The following is a 17,647-nucleotide window of genomic DNA, read 5'->3' as shown; positions in this document are numbered from 1 at the left end:
TTTTTTTCAATGCAGACGGCAACTTCCCGGGACGCACCTCACGGTGTACGTCAAGTCGAGATCGGCCCGGAGCGCGACGGGCAGCGCATCGACAACGCCCTGGTGACCCTGCTCAAGGGCGTACCCAAGAGCATGATTTACCGACTGTTGCGCACCGGACAGGTGCGCGTGAACGGGAAACGGGCCAAACCCGATACGCGTCTCGCTGACGGTGATACGCTGCGTATCCCGCCGGTGCGGATGGCCGACAAGGTCGAGGGTCGGGGGCCGGCCGAGGGACAGGTGGCCGAGGTCGCCGAGGCGGTCATCTTCGAGGACAAGCATTTCCTGGTCATCGACAAGCCGGCCGGCGTGGCCAGCCACGGCGGCAGCGGGATCAGCCATGGGGCGATCGAGCTGCTGCGCGCGGCGCGTCCGCAGGAACACCTGGAACTGGTGCATCGGCTCGACCGCGATACCAGCGGTGTGTTGGTGTTTGCCCGTACCCGGGCGGGGCTGACCGGGCTGCAGGCGGCGATCCGGGCCGGCGAGGTCACCAAGCAGTACCTGTGTTTGATGCTGGGACACCCGGCCAAGGCCAGGTTCGATGTCAATGCGCCGCTGCTGAAGTCGATCATGCAAGGCGGCGAGCGCATGGTGCGGGTGGCCGAGAGCGGCAAGCCGTCGCTGACCTTCTTCCGCGAAATGGAGCAGTACCCCAGCGCGCGCCTGATGCAGGCCACCCTGGGAACCGGCCGCACCCACCAGATTCGCGTGCATGCAGCGCACATCGGCCATCCGCTGGCTGGCGACCCGAAGTACGGCGATCGCGAGATGAACAAGCGCTACCGCGAGATGGGGCTGCACCGGATGTTCCTGCATGCGGCCCACCTGAGCTTCGACCTGGATGGGCGCTCCTACAGTTTCTCGGCTCCGCTGCCGGCGGACCTGAAGGATTTCCTCGACACGCTGGCCGTCAAGGGCAAGCGGCTGGTCTATACCCGCGAGAAGTCGCGTACCGACTTCTGATCACCGCGCCAGCAGGGCGTCGACCCGCGCGGCGCAGATGAAGTCGTTCATCGACAGCCCGCCCACGTCGTGGGTCGACCACAACAGCTGGCAATGGCCGTAGCCTGCTTCGATGTCCGGGTGGTGATCCTCGTGGTTGGCCATGAAGCCCACGGCATTGATGAAGCCCAGGGTGCGGTGGAAATCCTCGAACTTGAAATCCTTGACGATGGCCTTGCCGTCCTCGCGCAGTTGCCAGCCCGGCAATGCGCGCAGGAGCTTGGCGGCTTCCTCGGCAGCGAGCGCGTGCTGCTTGCCCTTGCGCGGTTGGCAGTGCTGGTTCGACAGTTCGGTGGCGTTCATCGCAAGGCTCCATGCAGGTTTGAAGTGAGAAGGGAAGGGTCGAAGCTGGCAAGCGAAAAGTCAAAGCGCATGGCGACGCCAGCCATTGGACTCGAAACTGGACTAAAATGGTGCTGATTCACCGGTGAGGGCTCGCCGCCCCCGGTCCATGAACAGCGGAGCCAGGCATGATCGACATTTCCCCGCGGGCGCAGCAGCACTTCCTGCGCCTGCTTGACCAGCAAGGCATCGAGGGGCTGGGCATTCGCCTGCGGGTCACGGCGCCGGGCACGCCGGCGGCCAATTGCGAGCTGGAGTTCTGCGAGCCTGCCGACCTGGCAGGTGGCGAATGGACGATCGAGTGCGCCGGTTTCGAGTTCCATGTCGATGGCGACAGCGCCAGCTGGCTGGACCAGGCCAGCATCGACTTCGAGCCCAACGCCACCGGCGGCCAGCTCAACATCCGCGCGCCGAAGATCAAGGGGCACGTGCCCGGCGTGGATGCCGGCGTGATCGAGCGCGTGCGCTACGTGATCGAGGCGGAGATCAATCCGCGGCTGGCGTCGCATGGCGGGCGGGTGACCTTGCTGGAAGTCGATGCCGATGGCGCGGTGGTGCTGCAGTTCGGCGGCGGCTGCCATGGCTGCGGCATGGTCGATGTCACCTTGAAGCAAGGTGTGGAAAAGACCTTGCGCGAGCAGGTCCCCGAAGTCACCGCGGTGCGCGACGCCACCGATCACTCCGGCGGCGAGAAACCGTACTACAGCCGGCACGAGGGCAAGTCGGCGATGGCCTGAATCCGGGCCCGCCTATCCCGCAGTCAACAAAAAGGCCCGCATGGCGGGCCTCTTGTTGCCACGTCGGCGAGCTTCAGTTGTCACCGCCGATATGGCCTTTCAGCGTGTCCAGCTTGCCGGGCAGGCTGGAGAAGTAGGCCGAGATGTCTTCGATGTCCTGGTCGGACAGCGTGGCCACCATGCCCTTCATGATCGGATTGTCGCGCTGGCCGCTCTTGTACTCGTGCAGGACCTGCTGCAGATAAAGGTTGTACTGGCCGGCCAGCCGCGGGTATTGCGGATCGACCGAGTTGCCGTCCGTGCCGTGGCAGGCGAAACAGGTGGCGGCCTTCGTCTTGCCGTTGGCGGCATTGCCGTTGGCGAGCGCTGCGGTGGAAGCGAATGCCAGCACGGCGCCGAAGGAGATCAGGGTAAGCACACGGTTCATGCGGAAGATCCTTGGCGATTACTTGGCGAGGCTGGAAAGATAGGCGGCAATGTCCTGGATGTCCGTGTCGGACAGGCTCTGCGCCTGCGCATCCATGGTCGGATGCTTGCGGTCGCCACTCTGGTAGCCATGCAGCGCGTTGACGATGTATTGCTCGTTCTGGCCGGCGATCTTCGGCACCGGGTATTGCGGATAGGCATTGGTGTAGCCGGGCACGCCATGGCAGCCGGCGCAGGTGTACACCAGCTTGCGACCGGCGGCCTTGTCGCCTTCGGCATGGGCGCTGGTTGCAGCGAAAAGAGCCGTGGCCGCAACGAGGCCAAGCATGTGCAATCGAGTCATCGAGTTCATTCCCACTGGTACGGCGACTTGGGTGATGCAACCGCGCAAGTATAGACGTTGCCCTCGCGCCTGAACAACACTCCGCCGAATCGGACCTGCCATGGAAGCGAGGTTCGCGCTTCGAAATGGCCCCCGGCAAGGCGCTTGCCGATGCGTCCCCGTCAAGACCGCGCGGCCGGACATGAACGGATCGCGCGAACGGCGCCAGCCTCGATTGCGGTTGCCGGCGACGGACCCATATACTTCGTGCGAGTCACCATTTTCCCCGGGGGTGTTCTGGCTTCGACGGGGGCAGTGAGATGGCTTGGTGCATGCCGAGGGGGCAGCTTTCCTCGTTAATCCAGCAGCAAACTCATAGTTGCCAACGACGACAACTACGCTCTCGCCGCTTAAGGCGTAAGCCCCGAACCCACTTGTGCTCATGCTCGTCGGTGTAGGGTCATTATCATGAGATCGCCGAAGACTGTCGCCTGGCGGTCGTAGGCAAGATCAATCAGGCTGGTTTCGCGGTGCGCTTTGCCTGCCGTGCTTGTCGCGAAACGAGATCGAACGGTGAGCTAAGCATGTAGATCCGGGCATTGAACGCCTTCGGACGCGGGTTCGACTCCCGCCACCTCCACCAATGCAAACCCATCAGGCGAGTGATTCGCCTGATGGGTTTTTTGTATGCGGGCACTGGTCCTTGGCCCGCCCCGCACCGGATGCCGATTGCAGCGACGGCCCCGTCTGCCCGGGAACGGGACTGAGGGGCCGTGCCGCGTGCGGCGAGTCAACCCGGGTGCTCGCGATCCGTTGAAGGCGGGCGACGTGCGCCGGCGTGGCGCGCGAGAGTTTTGGCTTCGTGGCTTCCGGGAGAGGATGATGGGTCGCAACTTTCGTTTGGCGTTCCAATCGTTCGCATGGATGAGCCTGGTGCTGTTGCCGTTGGTGGCGACGGCACAATCCGGTGCGTTGCGCGAGCGGCTGTTGCAGCGGCATGGTGCAACGGTGCAGCACGAATCGCGCGGGCCGGTGAACTTGCCGCCGGGCGCACAGTTGGTGCAGGACGTGGCCTACGGCAGCGATCCGCGCCAGCGTTTCGATGTGTATCTGCCGGCGCATGCCAGCGCAGCACCGGTGATCTTCATGGTGCACGGTGGCGGTTGGCGGCGTGGCGACAAGGCGGCGCGTGGCGTGGTCCAGAACAAGGTCGATCGCTGGTTGCCGCGCGGCTTCGTGGTCATTTCGGCGAACTACCGGTTGCTGCCGGATGCAACGCCGCTGCAGCAGGCGCAGGATGTGGCCCGCGCGCTGGCACTGGCGCAACGCAAGGCACAGAGCTGGGGAGCCGATCCTCGCGCGTTCATCCTGATGGGGCATTCGGCCGGCGCGCATCTGGTGGCCCTGCTGAGTGCCGAACCGGCGCTGGCGCGCGAGCAGGGCGCGCAGCCCTGGCTGGGCACGGTCTCGCTGGACAGCGCCGCGCTGGATGTCGTGCAGATCATGCAGGGCCGGCACCCGCGCCTGTACGACGATGCCTTCGGTTCGCAGCCCGCCGATTGGCTGGCGGCATCGCCGTACCAGCAGATGCGTGGCCGCATGGCGCCGTTTCTGGCGGTGTGCTCCAGCGAGCGGCGGGAGTCCTGCCCGCGTGCGCACGATTTCGTGCGCAAGGCGAAGTCTTTCGGTGGAGAGGCTCGCGTGCTGGAGGAAGGCCTCTCGCATGGGCGGATCAATGCCGAACTCGGCTTGCCTTCGGATTACACCGATGCCGTCGAACGCTTCATGCGCGGCCTCAGTCCCGCCGTCGCACAACGACTTGGCTCGGCGCAGCCCGCGACGTCGAGCCGCTGAGTTGCCGGCCGGCTTTCACAACGCCGAAAGGAATGCCACCAGATCGCTTTTCTGCCCGGCGCTCATGCCGATGTTGAAGCGGCTGTCGTAGAAATCGACCACGTCCATCAACGTCGCCGCCGAACCGTTGTGGAAGTACGGCGCGCGGGCGGCCAGGCCGCGCAGGATCGGTCCCTTGAACTTGCCGATGTCGGCCCACTTGCCGGTCAGCATGGCCAGGCCCGGGTCGGTGGTGCGCACCACCTCGCTGGTGCTGTAGCGGGTCAGCGTGTACAGCGGCAGATCCGGCGTGCGCCGGCTGGCGTCGGCAATGCCGATATTTACCGGCAATGCCACCGAGTGGTTGCCGATGTTCGGCGCGTTGTGGCAACTGCTGCAGCTGCCGTGGATGACCGGCACGCCGGTGACGTCGTTGAGGCCGGCCACGCCGCTGATGTCGATCGGCATGTGGTTGAACAACTGCTCGCCGCGGGCGATCGCGGCGCGTGCGCGATCGCGCGGGTCGCGGCTCAGTGACGCGCGCGGATCGTTCCAACTGTCGAACAGGCGCATGGCGCGCGGGTCGAACGGTTCACCGGTGGGATCGTTGTCGAAAGTGTCGTTGATGCCGACCCAGAAGCGCTGTTGGCCCAGGATGCTGGCCCCGCCCATGCCGCCGTCGTCGTTGAGGCGCCCGGCCTGCCGGTCGATCGACTGCGCGGTGAACAGGTGCGATTCGAACTCGACGATCCGGTCGATGACGGCGGCATCCGGCACGCTGCCCGCCTGCTCGTGGCCGAGGATGGCATCGCGCGCCTGCGAGGCCAGGCTGGCGTCGATGTCGCCGATGTCGATGCCGGCATCCATCGGCGGCTTGAACGGGGCAAAGGTCTCGCGTCCGTCCCACATCACTGCGGTGTCCCAGATCAGATTGGTGGCTGGCAGCGGGCGGCGGAACAGCGACAACTCGCGCGCGCTGGCGTAGCCGTAGGGATCGTCCACGGCAGTGAGTCTGAACTCGGCGTGCGCCGGCATCGGCATGCCGATGCGCAGCACGCCGCGCTTGAGCAGCATGGCGTAGGCGATGCGCCGCGCGTAGACGCTGGAGACGTCCGCCAGCGGCGAAACTGCGCCGTCGACCAGGGCGAAGATCGGGTCGGTGCCGTTGCTCTGCCGGAAGCGTTTACGCACCTCGGCGGCGGAGATCGTCCAGCCCTCCGCCTGGCGATGGCAGGAGTCGCACGAGCGCCCGTTGCTGCCGAGGCTGGCGAAGAACGGGTTGTCGATGTCGATGCGGCCGCTGGGCGTGCTGGTCTGCAGCCAGCCGGACGGGTCGGCGGTGACGGCGTTGTCTGCTGATGCCGGCGCCGGTCGGCTGTCCTGGGCCGACGCCATGCCGGCAAACGCGAGCAGCAAGAGTGCAGCCACGGCAGCCAGCTGCCGCGCGGCCGCATGGATCGCGTGATGATGAAACATGATGGTCGACCTCCCTGGTAGCTCGTGCGCACGCGCGCCCCTTGCGCGGGTGGACACTGCGCAGAACACCGACGCGGCGGCAATTGCGACATGCGCCAGACCAGGCGCGTGAACCATGTGGACAGCGGGTTGCCGAGGAGGTGACGGGTTTCCCGTCAGTTCGGCAAGGCGACGCAGGTGGCGATGGGTTGACGCAGCATCGCCTGCGGGCCGGTGAGCCCGGGATGGGCGGCAAGCCGGTTCGCTTCGATGATCGTGCTGGCCGCCCGTGCCCTGGCCGATGCCGCGGCGCAATCGCCCGTGCGCGCCGTTGCAATGGCGAGCCACAGCTGCGCGGCAAGCTGGCGTGGATGGGCCGGTGGCAATTCGCGGGCGGCGTTGGCGATCGCGGTGGCCAGCTCGGTCCTGGCCAGCTCCGGTTCGCCGCGCAGCAGTTCGACCCGGGCGCGCAGCGTATGCACCCACAGCAGCTGCGGGTCGTGGCGCGAAGCGGCGGCAGTCACGTCGCGATCGACGCTGGCCTGGAGATCGTCGGGACACCCCGCGCCGGGAGCCTCGGTGCAGGCGAGCAGCAAGCGCGCCTCGGCGATCAGCGGAGGCATCGGCCAGGAACGCGTGCGCAGGCCGGCGATCGCCGCCGGCAGCAGTGTGCGTGCCTGTTCGGGATGGCCCTCCAGCAGGTCGATGCCGGCCAGTTCGCTGTCGATGCGGCCGATCCGCATGCGATTGGCCGGGCTGTCGCCGTAGCGTTGGCGCGCGGCGGCAAACAATTCGCGCGCACCGGCCAGATCGCCGGCTTCCTCCAGGCCGAACGCGGTGGCTTCGAGCGAATCGCCATGCAGCGCACTGGTTTCTCCGAAACCGTCCGCCGACCATGCTTGCGCCTGGCGGCAACGCGCCTGCGCAGCGGCACGATCGGCGCGCAACCCTTCCAGCACGCACGCCTTCTGCGCCGCGTACACCTGGGTGAGTTGCGGCTGGCCGCCATGGCGCGTGTACAGCGCCAGCGCCTGCGTGAAATGCCGGTGCGCCTGCGCCCAGTCGCCGGCGCGATATTCGGACGAGGCCAGGCCGGCCAGCGCCAGCGTGGACTCGTTGCTGGACGGGCCGAAATGCGCGAGTTCGAACTGCAGGGTCTTGCGCCACATCGGGATCGCCTCGTCGTAGCGCGCCAGGCCTTCCAGCGCGGAGGCGACGTCGTTGTAGCCGATGCCGACGCGGGCGTCGTCCGGTCCCCAGGTGGCGATCCGCTCCGACAGCGCTTCGCGGGAGAGTTGCAGCGCGGCGTCGGCATGCCCTTCGCTGTTCTCGACCGCGACCAGCGGGCCGAGCAGGCGGATCAGGTCCTCGCCATGGATGCCTTGCGCGCGCATGCGCCGGCGGGCCAGGCGCAGGTCGGCGCCGCCGGCCGCGAAATCCTCCGTGCGCACCTCGGCGTAACCGCGTGCGGTGAGCGCGCGGATCGCCTCGATGTCGGTGGGCGCCAGCGCCCGCGCGGACAGGGCAACGGCCCGGTCTGCGAGCCTGCGCGACTGCGCGGGTTCGCCGAGGTTCTCGTACAGGCGCGAGAACATCGCCAGCAGGTCCACGCGACCGGCGTCGTCCAGTTGCGGCGAGTGGTCGAGCTTTGCCACGCCGCGCGCCAGCAGCTCGCCGAGGCTGGGCTGTTTCGCGGGGGCAACGCCGTACTGGATCGGTGCGAACAGGTCCTCGACGAAGTCGCGCATCATGGTCGCGCGGATGGCTTGCTGGCGCGCAACGTGCGCCTGCCACAGCGCGGTGGAGAGCGAGACGAGCATGGCGAGCACGAGCACCGTCATGATCGCCACGCCGCCGCGATGGCGGTCGATGAACTTGCCGGCCCGATACCAGGGCGAGGGCGGATGCGCCAGCACCGGCAGGTGATCGAGGTGGCGTTCGATGTCGTCCGCGAGCGTGCCGGCCGAGGCATAGCGGCGCTCTGCGTCGGTGGCGGTGGCCATCCGCACGATGTTGTCGAGGTCGCCACGCAACTGGCGCCGCCATGCTCGCGCGGTGCGCGAGTTGCTCCTGCGCGAGACGGCGTCCGAACGCGTGGACGGCGGGCCGGTCTCGCCGGCAGTCCGTCGCCGGCCCGACAGCAGTTCGTCGAGCAGGACGCCGAGCGCATAGACATCCGTGGCCGTGGTCACTGGCTCGCGGGAGAACTGCTCCGGCGCGGCATAGGCCGGCGTGAGCGCGCGGTGCTGGGTGCGGGTGGCGTCATCGGTGCGGTCGTCGAGCAGCTTGGCGATGCCGAAGTCGAGCAGCTTCACCTCGCCGTCAGTGGTGACCAGCACGTTGGAAGGCTTCAGGTCTCGATGCACGATCAGCGCGCGATGTGCTGCGGCCACCGCGCGGCACACCTTCAGGAACAGCAGCAGGCGCGGGCGCAGTGGCAGGCGGCGATCGCGCGCGTAGTCGGTGATCGGCACGCCATCGACCAGTTCCAGCACGATATAGGCCAGCCCCTGTTCGGTGATGCCGCCCTCGATCAGCCGCGCGATGCCCGGATGGCGCAACCGCGCCAGCGCCTCGCGCTCGCGCCGGAACTGGTCGCGCGCAGCCGGCGTGTAAAGGCCACGCGCCAGCAGCTTGATGGCGACCTCCTGGCGCACGCCGGCTTCCTGGCGCGCGGCGCGGAATACGGTGGAGGAGCCGCCTTCGCCCAGCACCTCGATCAGTTCGAACGCGTTGATCCGGCTGCCCGGCGGCATCGCCGCGGCGACACCGGCCTCGCCGATCACGCGCGCCGCGTCGACGGCGTCGCCGGGCAGCCAGTCGTCGTCGGCGGTGTCGGCGCTGAGCATGCGTTCGATCTCTTCACGCTGTTGCGGGTCGAGGCAGTGCGCGGCCAGCCAGTCCATGCGCGCGGCGCCGCTCAACTGCAGCGCTGTTTCGAACAACTCGCGCAATGTCGGTGTGGAGTCCACGTGGAGCGCCCTTGCCGAATGACCTGCCTGCGTTTAACCCCGCTGCGCGCCCGATTGCGACGTGACCGGCTCAGTCCATGTGCGCCTTGAGGAAGGCGCGGGCGAAGCGCCAGTCGCGGTCGATCGTGCGCCGCGCCAGGCCGAGGGTGTCGGCGATCTGCTGCAGGCCCAGCCCGGCGAAATAGTGCAGCTCCACCACTCGGGCGGCGCGCGCATCGGTCTGTTCCAGCGCGTTCAGCGCGGCATCCAGCGTCAGCGCCTGGGCGGCCGTATCCAGCGCGAGCCGGACATCGTCCTCGTCCAGGGTGACCTTCATCCATTGACCGCCGGCGCGCAGGCGCAGCCGGTCACGGGCGCGGTTGGTCAGCAGGTGGCGCATGGCACGCGCGGCGTAACTGAAGAACTGCGCCGGGTGTTCGAAGTGCAGTGCCTCGTTCTGGCCGATGCGCAGGTACAGCTCGTGCACCAGCTCGGTGGTGTCCAGCGTGGCGCCCTGGCGTCGATTCAGTTGCCGGGCGGCCATCGCCTTGAGGCGCGCGTAGACCTCGGCGAACAGGGCGTCCGTCGAACCTTCGGCAAAGGATGATCCGGTCCCCGTCATGCTTTTGCGCGCACCGCCCCGACGCGGAGCTGGTCGGGGCCGATGGTACGCCTGTGCGGGCCGGACAGGAAAAAGGCCGGCGCCCTCGCTTGCGGACGATCCGGCCTCTTGCATGACGTGGTGGAGCGGATGGGGATCGAACCCACGACCTTCGCATTGCGAACGCGACGCTCTCCCAGCTGAGCTACCGCCCCACGTGAGCGGCGCATCTTAGCAGCGTGCGAGGCGGTTCGCCAAGTGTTGGTTGCGGCGGGAAGGTGGCCCCGGCTGCGTCGCGGCCCCCGCGTGCACGCGGGGGAAAATCGCCTCGTTCTGCTAATCTTGACGGCTGCCGTCGCTGTCGCTCGCACGGCGACCCGTCCCATCGTCAGCAGAGGATTCCATGGCGCTTACCCCGGCCCGCACCATGCCCGGCGTGCTCGAGCTGTTGCCGCTCGACCAGATCGCGTTCCAGCGCATGCTCGACGTGATCCGTCGCAATTACGAGCGTTTCGGCTTTCTCGCCATCGAGACGCCGGTGATCGAATACTCCGACGTGCTGCTGACCAAGAGCGGCGGGGAGACCGAGCGGCAGGTGTACTTCGTGCAGTCCACCGGGGCGCTGGGCAAGGCCGATGAGGGCATGCCCGAACTGGCGCTGCGCTTCGACCTCACCGTGCCGCTGGCGCGTTACGTGGCCGAGCACGAGCGCGACCTCAGCTTCCCGTTCCGCCGCTACCAGATGCAGAAGGTGTACCGCGGCGAACGCGCGCAGCGCGGGCGCTTCCGCGAGTTCTACCAGTGCGACATCGACGTGATCGGCAAGGACTCATTGTCGGTGCGCTACGACGCCGAGATCCCGGCGGTGATCTACAGCGTGTTCCGCGAACTGGCGATCGGCCCGTTCACCATCCAGCTCAACAACCGCAAGCTGATGCGCGGCTACTTCGAGAGCCTGGGCATCGTCGACGGCGAGCAGCAGATGCTGGTGCTGCGCGAGGTGGACAAGCTGGACAAGCGCGGCGCCGACTACGTGCGCGACACGCTGACCGGCGAAGCGTTCGGCTTGAGCACCGAGGTTGCCACCAGCATCCTCGCCTTCGTGCAGGTGCGCTCGACCTCGCTGCAGGACGCGTTCGACAAGCTCGATGCGCTGGGCGCCGGCCCGGAAGCGATGGAGCAGGGCCGCAACGAGCTGAAGGAAGTGCTCGGTCTGATCCACGCGTTCGGCGTGCCGGAAACACATTACGCGCTGAACCTGTCGATCGCCCGCGGCCTCGACTACTACACCGGCACCGTCTACGAGACCACGCTGAACGACCACCCGCAGATCGGCTCGATCTGCTCCGGCGGCCGCTACGAGAACCTGGCCGGCCAGTACACCAAGTCGCACCTGCCCGGCGTCGGCATCTCGATCGGCCTGACCCGGCTCTACTGGCAGCTGCGCGACGCCGGCCTGATCGACACGGCGAAGAGCACCGTCGAGGTGCTGGTGACCCAGATGGACGAGGCGCAGCTGCCGGCCTATCTCGCGCTGGCCGGCGAGCTGCGCGGCGCCGGCATCGCCACCGAGGTGGTGCTGGAAGGCGGCAAGCTGGGCAAGCAGTTCAAGTACGCCGACCGCGCCGGCATCCGCTTCGTGGTGGTGCTGGGCGAGGACGAGCTCGCCCGCGGCGTGGTGACGGTGAAGGACCTGCGCCGCGAGGACCAGTTCGAGGTGGCGCGCGGCGAACTGGTCAAGACGCTGCGGGTGGAGCTGGAGCAGGCTGCGGCGATGGGGTGAGGGCGCTATTGCCTTTGACGCAGTCATTCCCGTGTTGGCGGGAATGACGGCAACAACGTGGAGCATGACTGCGGTGAGTGAAACGATTCTTCTCGATGGCAGCAGCCTGACGCGCACGCAACTGGTGGCGGTGGCGCGGCAGGGCGCATCGGTGGCGTTGGATCAGGCGCAGCTCAAGCGCGTGCAGCGCGCCGCCGATTTCCTGGCCGACAAGGTCAATTGCGGCGAGCCGACCTACGGCGTGACCACCGGCTTCGGCAGCAACGCCGACAAGCTGCTGGGCGCGCATCGCGTGCGCGACGAGCTGCCGGGGCATCAGTCCGCCGACGGCACGCTGATGGAGGAGTTGCAGCACAACCTGATCATCACGCACGCCGTCTGCGTCGGCAAACCGTTTGCGGCGGAGGTGGTGCGCGCGATGCTGGTGATCCGCATCAACACCTTGATGCGCGGCCACTCGGGCATCCGCGTGAGCACGCTGGAAGCGCTCGCCGCGATGCTCAATGCCGGCGTGGTGCCGGTGGTGCCGGAGAAGGGCTCGGTCGGCGCCAGCGGCGACCTGGCACCGCTGTCGCATCTGGCGATCGTGCTGCTCGGCGGCGGCGAGGCATTCTACGAAGGCGAGCGCATGCCGGGCGCGCAGGCGCTGGAGCGTGCCGGCCTCAAGCCGATCCGGTTGTCGTTCAAGGAAGGGCTGGCGCTCAACAACGGCACCGCGCAGATGCTCGCCACCGGCGCGCTGGCGCTGGACGTGCTGGGCGATCTGCTGGACGTCGCCGATCTCGCCGCGGCGATGACACTGGACGCCTTCGCCGGCCGCAGTGGCGCCTTGCGACCGGAGGTGCATGCGCTGCGTCCTCATCCCGGGCAAGTCGAGACTGCGGCGCACGTGCGCGAATTGCTGGACGGTTCCACCTTGCTGGACATTCCGTATCACCTGGTGCCGCGCTTCAAGCCGTGGAGCGCCGATGCCTGGAGCGAGCCGGACGACCAGGCGCTGAGTTTCGACATCGGCTGGGACTGGGTGCCTGCCAACCAGCGCCACGGCCGCGAGGCGTTCTACCAGCGCTTCCTGCCGTTCAAGGGCGGCAAGAAGCACCAGCCGCAGGATGCCTACAGCCTGCGCTGCATGCCGCAAGTGCACGGTGCGGTACGCGATGCCTGGGCACAGGCTTGCCGCGTGTTCGACATCGAGCTCAACTCGGTCACCGACAACCCGCTGATCTTCCCGGACAACGCGGACGCGCAGTTCATCGAGGAGCAGGTGATCTCTGCCGGCCACTTCCACGGCATGCCGCTGGCGCTGGCGATGAGTTACGTGAAGGCGGCGATCCCGGTGCTGGCGTCGATTTCCGAGCGCCGCCTCAACAAGCTGGTCGACCCGGCCAACAACGACGGCCTGCCGGCCTTCCTCACCGGAAACGAGGACGGCACCGACTCCGGCTTCATGATCGTGCAGTACACCGCCGCGGCCCTGGTCAACGACCTCGCCACGCGCGCGCATCCGGCCAGTGTGTATTCGGTGCCGACCAGCGCGAACGCCGAGGATCACGTTTCGATGGGGGCGAACGAAGCCCGCCACGTGCTGGACATGGTGGAGGATCTGAGCCACGCGCTGGCGCTGGAGCTGTACACCGCGGCGCAGGCGCTCGACTACCGCCAGGAAATGCTCAACGCCGCGCGCCGGCTGGCCCGCCGCGGCGGCTGGCAGGCATTGGCGGCCAAGGTGGCCAATGCGCCGCGCGAGGGCCAGCCGCACTACGAGCAGTTCGTCGCCGAGGTGCAGCAGCTCGCCGATGCCCTGACCGGCGCCGGCGATTTCCACGCGGGCGCACGGGTGCGTCAGGCACACGCGATCCTGCGTCAGCGCATTGCCTTCATGCATCGCGATCGCGCGCTGGACGGCGACGTGGCCGCGGCCTGCGCGCTGGTGCAGCAGGGCGCCTTCCGCGCCACGGTTTGAAACACACTTCCACGGAGCCGAGCATGAGCCTGATCCAGACCCCCGTTTCCCCCGGCGAACTGATCGACAAGATCACCATCCTCGAAATCAAGTCGCGACGGATGACCGACGAGGCCAAGCTGGCCAACGTGCGCAACGAGCTGGACTTGCTCAACGCGATCTGGGCCAACGACGCGGCGTCGCGGATCGACATCGGCGAGGAGCGCGCCAGTCTGCTCGCGGTGAACGAGCTGCTGTGGGATATCGAGGACAAGATCCGGTTGAAGGAACGCGCGCAGGAGTTCGACCGGGACTTCATCGAGCTGGCCCGCTCGGTGTATTTCCGCAACGACGAGCGCGCCGCGTTCAAACGCGCGATCAACCTCAAGCTCGGTTCGCAGCTGGTCGAGGAAAAGTCGTATCAGGATTACCGCGCCGGCTGACCGACCGCCGGCCGGCCGCTTCACGAAAAACGGCGCCCGCGGGCGCCGTTTTTCGTGCAAATGGGAGACGGGTCAGTGGGGCAGGAATTCGTCCAGCGCCTTGACCAGTTCCTCTTCCTTGATGGGCTTGGTCACGTAGGCCTTGGCGCCCTGGCGCATGCCCCACACCTTGTCGGTTTCCTGGTCCTTGGTGGTGACCAGGATGATCGGGATGTGCGCGGTGTCGGCGTTCTTGCTGATCGTGCGGGTGGCCTGGAAGCCGTTGAGGTTGGGCATGACCACGTCCATCAGGATCAGGTCGGGCAGCTCCGCCTTGGCCACCTCGACGCCAGCGGCGCCGTCTTCGGCCGACAGCGTCTCATGCCCGAGTTTCTCGACGATCCGCTTGATGCCCAGCAACTGGGAGGGGGAGTCGTCGACGATCAGGATGCGTGCCATGGGTTGGGGGTTCCCTGCGGGTTTCGATGATTCTAAGGCGTGACGATGGTACTTCCAAGCACGTCGCTGTCAAACCGGATGGTCGATGTGCACGAGCGTGCGCCCGAAGGAATCACCGGCAAGCATGCGCTCGAACACCTGCGGCAACTCTTCCAGTGCGATGTCGCGCGTGCGGATGCGCTCCAGGTGCCGCGGCTTCCACTCACTGGCCAGGCGCCGCCAGATGTCGTCGCGAATGTCCCGCGCGGTGCCGGCCGAAGCCACGCCCAACAGGCTCACGCCGCGGATGATGAAGGGCATCACCGTGCTGTCGAACGCGATGCCGCCGGCGTTGCCGCAGATTGCCACGTTGCCGTAGGGCGCGATGAGCGGCAGCAGGCCGGCGAGCATGCGGCCGCCGACGTTGTCCAGCGCGCCGCCGAAGCGGGCCGAGTCCATCGGCTTGCCGCTGAAGGCGATCTGGTGGCGGTCGATGCAGTCCGTGGCGCCGAGGCTGCGCAGGAAGTCGAAGTGGTCCGGCTTGCCGCTGATCGCGTGCACTTCGTAACCGGCGCGGCTGAAGATGTCGATCGCCAGCATGCCGACGCCACCGCTGGCGCCGGTCACCGCGATCGGGCCGAGCGCCGGTGTTTGCCGGTTGTCCTGCATGCGCAGCAGGGCCAGTGCGGCGGTGAAGCCGGCGGTGCCGAGGATCATGCTCTCGCGCAGGCTCAAGGACGCCGGCAGCGGGATCGTCCAGCGCGCGTCGAGACGTGCGTACTCGCCATAGCCGCCGTCGCGCGTCTCGGACAGGCCGCTGCCGGTGCACAGCACCGCGTCGCCTTCCCTGAACGCCGGATCGGTCGAGGCGACCACGTGGCCGGCCACGTCGATGCCGCCGTTGAGCGGATAGGTGCGCAGGATGCGGCCCTTGCCGGTGCCGGCCAGCGCGTCCTTGTAGTTGACCGAGGAATACGCGACCTTGACCAGCACCTCGCCGGGCGACAGCGCACCGGTGTCCATGGTCTCGATGCCGGCGCGGTAGCCGGCGTCGTCGTTGTGGATGCGGAACGCGCGGAAACGGGTCATTTCGACCTCCTGCGGAATCAGGCGTCGACGCTGCGGGAGGAAATCCACTTGGGCGTGTAGCTGCCTTCGTAGTCCCGCATCCAGTCGAACAATGCGGCGATGTCGTCGCCGAACCAGATGCTGTCGCGCTGCGCCGCCTTCACGAAGGATTCGTCGACCATGTGCTCCATCAGCGTGCGCAGGTCGCGGTAGTAGCCGCGCACGTCGAGGAAGGCGCAGGGGTAGCGGTGCAGGCCGAGCTGGGCCCAGGTCAGCATCTCGAACATCTCGTCCATCGTGCCGAAGCCGCCGGGCAGGGCGACGAAGGCATCGGACAGCTCGTACATGCGCGTCTTGCGCTGGTGCATGGTCTCGACGACCACCAGCTCGCTCAGGCCCGGATGGGCCACTTCGAGTTCCACCAGTTGCCGAGGAATCACCCCGATGACCTTGCCGCCGCCGGCGAGCACCGCGTCGGCCACCACACCCATCAGGCCGACCTTGCCGCCGCCGTAGACCAGCGCGATGCCACGTCGAGCCATCTCGCTGCCGAAGGCGCGCGCCTGTTCGGCGTACTCGGGATGCCGGCCGCTGTTGGAGCCGCAATAGACGCAGATGGCGGTGGGTTGGGCCATGGGCTTACCTGAGTGGAGAGTGGAGAGGAGTGAGAAAAGAGTGTGCGCTTGCATGCTCTCTCTCGTTTCTCACTCCTCTCCACTCATTTCTGAAAAAGAGCGACCCGCCCATGTCGCCACGAGCGGGCCGCGTTGGCTCTGCGCGGGCTTCAGTTGCCCTTGTGGATGGCGCGTTTGTCGACCGACAAGGCGGCTTCGTGCACGGCTTCGGACAGGGTCGGATGGGCGTGGACGATGCGGGCGAGGTCCTCGGAGGACCCCTTGAACTCCATCGCCACCACGCACTCGGCGATCAGCTCGGAGACACCCGGACCCACCATGTGCACGCCCAGGATGCGGTCGGTTTCGGCGTGCGCGATCATCTTCACCTGGCCGACCGCCTCGTTCATCGCGACGGCACGGCCGATCGCGGCGAACGGGAAAGTGCCGACCTTGTACGGCACGCCCTCGTCCTTGAGCTGCTTCTCGGTCTTGCCGGCCCAGGCGATCTCCGGCTCGGTGTAGATCACCCACGGGATCGTGTCGTAGCTGACGTGGCCGGCCTTGCCGGCGATCCACTCGGCGACCGCCATGCCTTCCTCGAAACCCTTGTGCGCGAGCATCGGGCCGCGCACTGCATCGCCGACCGCCCACACGCCGTCCACGCCGGTGTGGCAATGCTCGTCGACCACGATGCGGCCGCGCTCGTCCAGCTTCACGCCGGTGTCGTCGGCCAGCAGGCCGGCGGTATAGGCGCGGCGGCCCACGGCGACCAGCAGCTTGTCGACGACGAGCTTCTGCTCGCCGTCCTTGTCGGTGTAGACCAGGTGCACGCCGTCCTTCTTCACCTCGGCCTTGTTGAGCTTGGCGTTGAGCTTGATGTCCAGGCCCTGCTTGGCGAATTCCCTGGCGGCGACCTTGGCGACGTCCGCGTCGGCGACGGCGAGGAATTCCGGCAGCGCCTCGATCACGGTGACTTCCGCGCCCAGACGGCGCCACACGCTGCCCAGCTCCAGTCCGATCACGCCGGCGCCGATCACGCCCAGGCGCTTCGGCACGGCATCGAGTTCCAGCGCGCCGGCGTTGTCGATGATGTTCTTGCCGTCGAACTTCGCGAACGGCAACTCGATCGGCACCGAGCCGGAGGCGAGGATCACGTTGGTGGCAGCGATGGTCTGCCTGGCGCCGTCGTTGCCGGTGACCTCGACCTGGTTGCCCTTCAGCAGCTTGCCGGTGCCGAAGAAGCTGGTGATCTTGTTGGCCTTGAACAGTTGCGCCACGCCGCCGGTGAACTGCTTGACGATCTTTTCCTTGCGGCCGATGAAGGTCTTGAGGTCGACCTTGGCATTTTCGACGGTGATTCCGTGCACGGGAAGATTGTGCGCGAGGTTGTAGAACTGCTTGGAGGAGTCGAGCAGCGCCTTCGACGGGATACAGCCCACGTTGAGGCAGGTGCCGCCGAGTGCCTGCTTGCCATCCTTGCCGACAAAGGCATCGACCACGGCGGTCTTCAGGCCCAGCTGCGCGGCGCGGATCGCGGCGTGGTAACCGGCCGGGCCCGCACCGATGACGATGACATCGAATTTGTCGCTCATGATTTTCCTCTTTGCTCTTTCCTTCTCCCGCCGGGAGAAGGTGGCGCGAAGCGCCGGATGAGGGTGCGGGC

General features: G+C 67.3%; 16 protein-coding genes, 1 tRNA gene and 1 other RNA gene. 7 read left to right on the top strand and 11 right to left on the bottom strand.

What is annotated here, in order from left to right:
- Nucleotides 1–102 precede the first annotated feature (102 nt).
- A complete protein-coding gene (locus ACVCL3_RS03385; RefSeq protein WP_447107255.1) occupies nt 103–1,008 on the top strand; it encodes an RluA family pseudouridine synthase in 906 nt (301 codons plus the stop codon).
- Here ACVCL3_RS03385 and ACVCL3_RS03380 read toward each other — a convergent pair whose 3' ends face one another.
- Nucleotides 1,009–1,350, bottom strand: a complete 342-nt coding sequence (locus ACVCL3_RS03380) for a 4a-hydroxytetrahydrobiopterin dehydratase (RefSeq protein ID WP_395118305.1) — start codon at nt 1,348–1,350, stop codon at nt 1,009–1,011.
- Between the two features lie 167 nt (nt 1,351–1,517).
- Between ACVCL3_RS03380 and ACVCL3_RS03375 the strand changes: the two genes are divergently transcribed.
- Nucleotides 1,518–2,126 carry an NfuA family Fe-S biogenesis protein gene (locus ACVCL3_RS03375; protein WP_395118307.1) on the top strand — a complete coding sequence of 203 codons (609 nt, stop codon included), beginning with the start codon at nt 1,518–1,520 and terminating at the stop codon, nt 2,124–2,126.
- A gap of 73 nt (nt 2,127–2,199) precedes the next feature.
- Here ACVCL3_RS03375 and ACVCL3_RS03370 read toward each other — a convergent pair whose 3' ends face one another.
- Both ACVCL3_RS03370 and ACVCL3_RS03365 read right to left on the bottom strand, forming a co-directional pair.
- Entirely contained in the window at nt 2,200–2,553 is a 354-nt protein-coding gene (locus ACVCL3_RS03370; RefSeq protein WP_395118309.1) for a c-type cytochrome, read from the bottom strand.
- Between the two features lie 18 nt (nt 2,554–2,571).
- On the bottom strand, nt 2,572–2,895 hold the full coding sequence (locus tag ACVCL3_RS03365) for a c-type cytochrome (protein WP_395118311.1): 324 nt from the start codon (nt 2,893–2,895) through the stop codon (nt 2,572–2,574).
- Nucleotides 2,896–3,162: 267 nt separating this feature from the next.
- Here ACVCL3_RS03365 and ssrA point away from each other — a divergent pair.
- Nucleotides 3,163–3,517, top strand: a transfer-messenger RNA (tmRNA) gene (gene ssrA, locus ACVCL3_RS03360).
- A 239-nt stretch (nt 3,518–3,756) separates the two neighbouring features.
- A complete protein-coding gene (locus tag ACVCL3_RS03355) occupies nt 3,757–4,728 on the top strand; it encodes an alpha/beta hydrolase (RefSeq protein WP_447107244.1) in 972 nt (323 codons plus the stop codon).
- Nucleotides 4,729–4,743: 15 nt separating this feature from the next.
- Here ACVCL3_RS03355 and ACVCL3_RS03350 read toward each other — a convergent pair whose 3' ends face one another.
- The 4 genes from ACVCL3_RS03350 to ACVCL3_RS03335 form a co-directional block, all read right to left on the bottom strand.
- Nucleotides 4,744–6,183 carry a c-type cytochrome gene (locus tag ACVCL3_RS03350; protein WP_447100434.1) on the bottom strand — a complete coding sequence of 480 codons (1,440 nt, stop codon included), beginning with the start codon at nt 6,181–6,183 and terminating at the stop codon, nt 4,744–4,746.
- 155 nt (nt 6,184–6,338) lie between these two features.
- Nucleotides 6,339–9,134 (bottom strand): protein kinase domain-containing protein, encoded by a 2,796-nt coding sequence (locus ACVCL3_RS03345; RefSeq protein WP_447100433.1) that lies wholly within the window; start codon nt 9,132–9,134, stop codon nt 6,339–6,341.
- Between the two features lie 70 nt (nt 9,135–9,204).
- Nucleotides 9,205–9,735 carry an ECF-type sigma factor gene (locus ACVCL3_RS03340; RefSeq protein WP_395118319.1) on the bottom strand — a complete coding sequence of 177 codons (531 nt, stop codon included), beginning with the start codon at nt 9,733–9,735 and terminating at the stop codon, nt 9,205–9,207.
- Nucleotides 9,736–9,853: 118 nt separating this feature from the next.
- Nucleotides 9,854–9,929 (bottom strand) — tRNA-Ala (locus tag ACVCL3_RS03335).
- 188 nt (nt 9,930–10,117) lie between these two features.
- Here ACVCL3_RS03335 and hisS point away from each other — a divergent pair.
- From hisS to ACVCL3_RS03320, 3 genes are all read left to right on the top strand, one after another.
- Nucleotides 10,118–11,497: a histidine--tRNA ligase gene (gene hisS, locus ACVCL3_RS03330; RefSeq protein WP_447100432.1), complete on the top strand. Its 1,380-nt coding sequence runs from the start codon at nt 10,118–10,120 to the stop codon at nt 11,495–11,497.
- Between the two features lie 64 nt (nt 11,498–11,561).
- Nucleotides 11,562–13,460: an HAL/PAL/TAL family ammonia-lyase gene (locus ACVCL3_RS03325; RefSeq protein ID WP_447100431.1), complete on the top strand. Its 1,899-nt coding sequence runs from the start codon at nt 11,562–11,564 to the stop codon at nt 13,458–13,460.
- A gap of 23 nt (nt 13,461–13,483) precedes the next feature.
- Nucleotides 13,484–13,882 (top strand): DUF6165 family protein, encoded by a 399-nt coding sequence (locus tag ACVCL3_RS03320; protein ID WP_447100430.1) that lies wholly within the window; start codon nt 13,484–13,486, stop codon nt 13,880–13,882.
- Between the two features lie 72 nt (nt 13,883–13,954).
- On the opposite strand, the gene pilH is transcribed toward ACVCL3_RS03320, so the two are convergent.
- The 4 genes from pilH to lpdA form a co-directional block, all read right to left on the bottom strand.
- On the bottom strand, nt 13,955–14,320 hold the full coding sequence (gene pilH, locus ACVCL3_RS03315; RefSeq protein WP_136258582.1) for a twitching motility response regulator PilH: 366 nt from the start codon (nt 14,318–14,320) through the stop codon (nt 13,955–13,957).
- 69 nt (nt 14,321–14,389) lie between these two features.
- The gene (locus ACVCL3_RS03310; RefSeq protein WP_447100429.1) at nt 14,390–15,388 is read right to left on the bottom strand and encodes an oxidoreductase; all 999 of its coding nucleotides are present in this window, start codon (nt 15,386–15,388) and stop codon (nt 14,390–14,392) included.
- 17 nt (nt 15,389–15,405) lie between these two features.
- Nucleotides 15,406–16,002 (bottom strand): LOG family protein, encoded by a 597-nt coding sequence (locus tag ACVCL3_RS03305; protein WP_447100428.1) that lies wholly within the window; start codon nt 16,000–16,002, stop codon nt 15,406–15,408.
- 149 nt (nt 16,003–16,151) lie between these two features.
- The gene (gene lpdA, locus ACVCL3_RS03300; protein ID WP_447098981.1) at nt 16,152–17,576 is read right to left on the bottom strand and encodes a dihydrolipoyl dehydrogenase; all 1,425 of its coding nucleotides are present in this window, start codon (nt 17,574–17,576) and stop codon (nt 16,152–16,154) included.
- Nucleotides 17,577–17,647: the final 71 nt, after the last annotated feature.

The organism is Rhodanobacter sp. UC4437_H4 (assembly GCF_052978425.1).
Note: the sequence above shows the minus strand (reverse complement) of the source record. Positions and strands in the feature narration are given on the sequence as shown.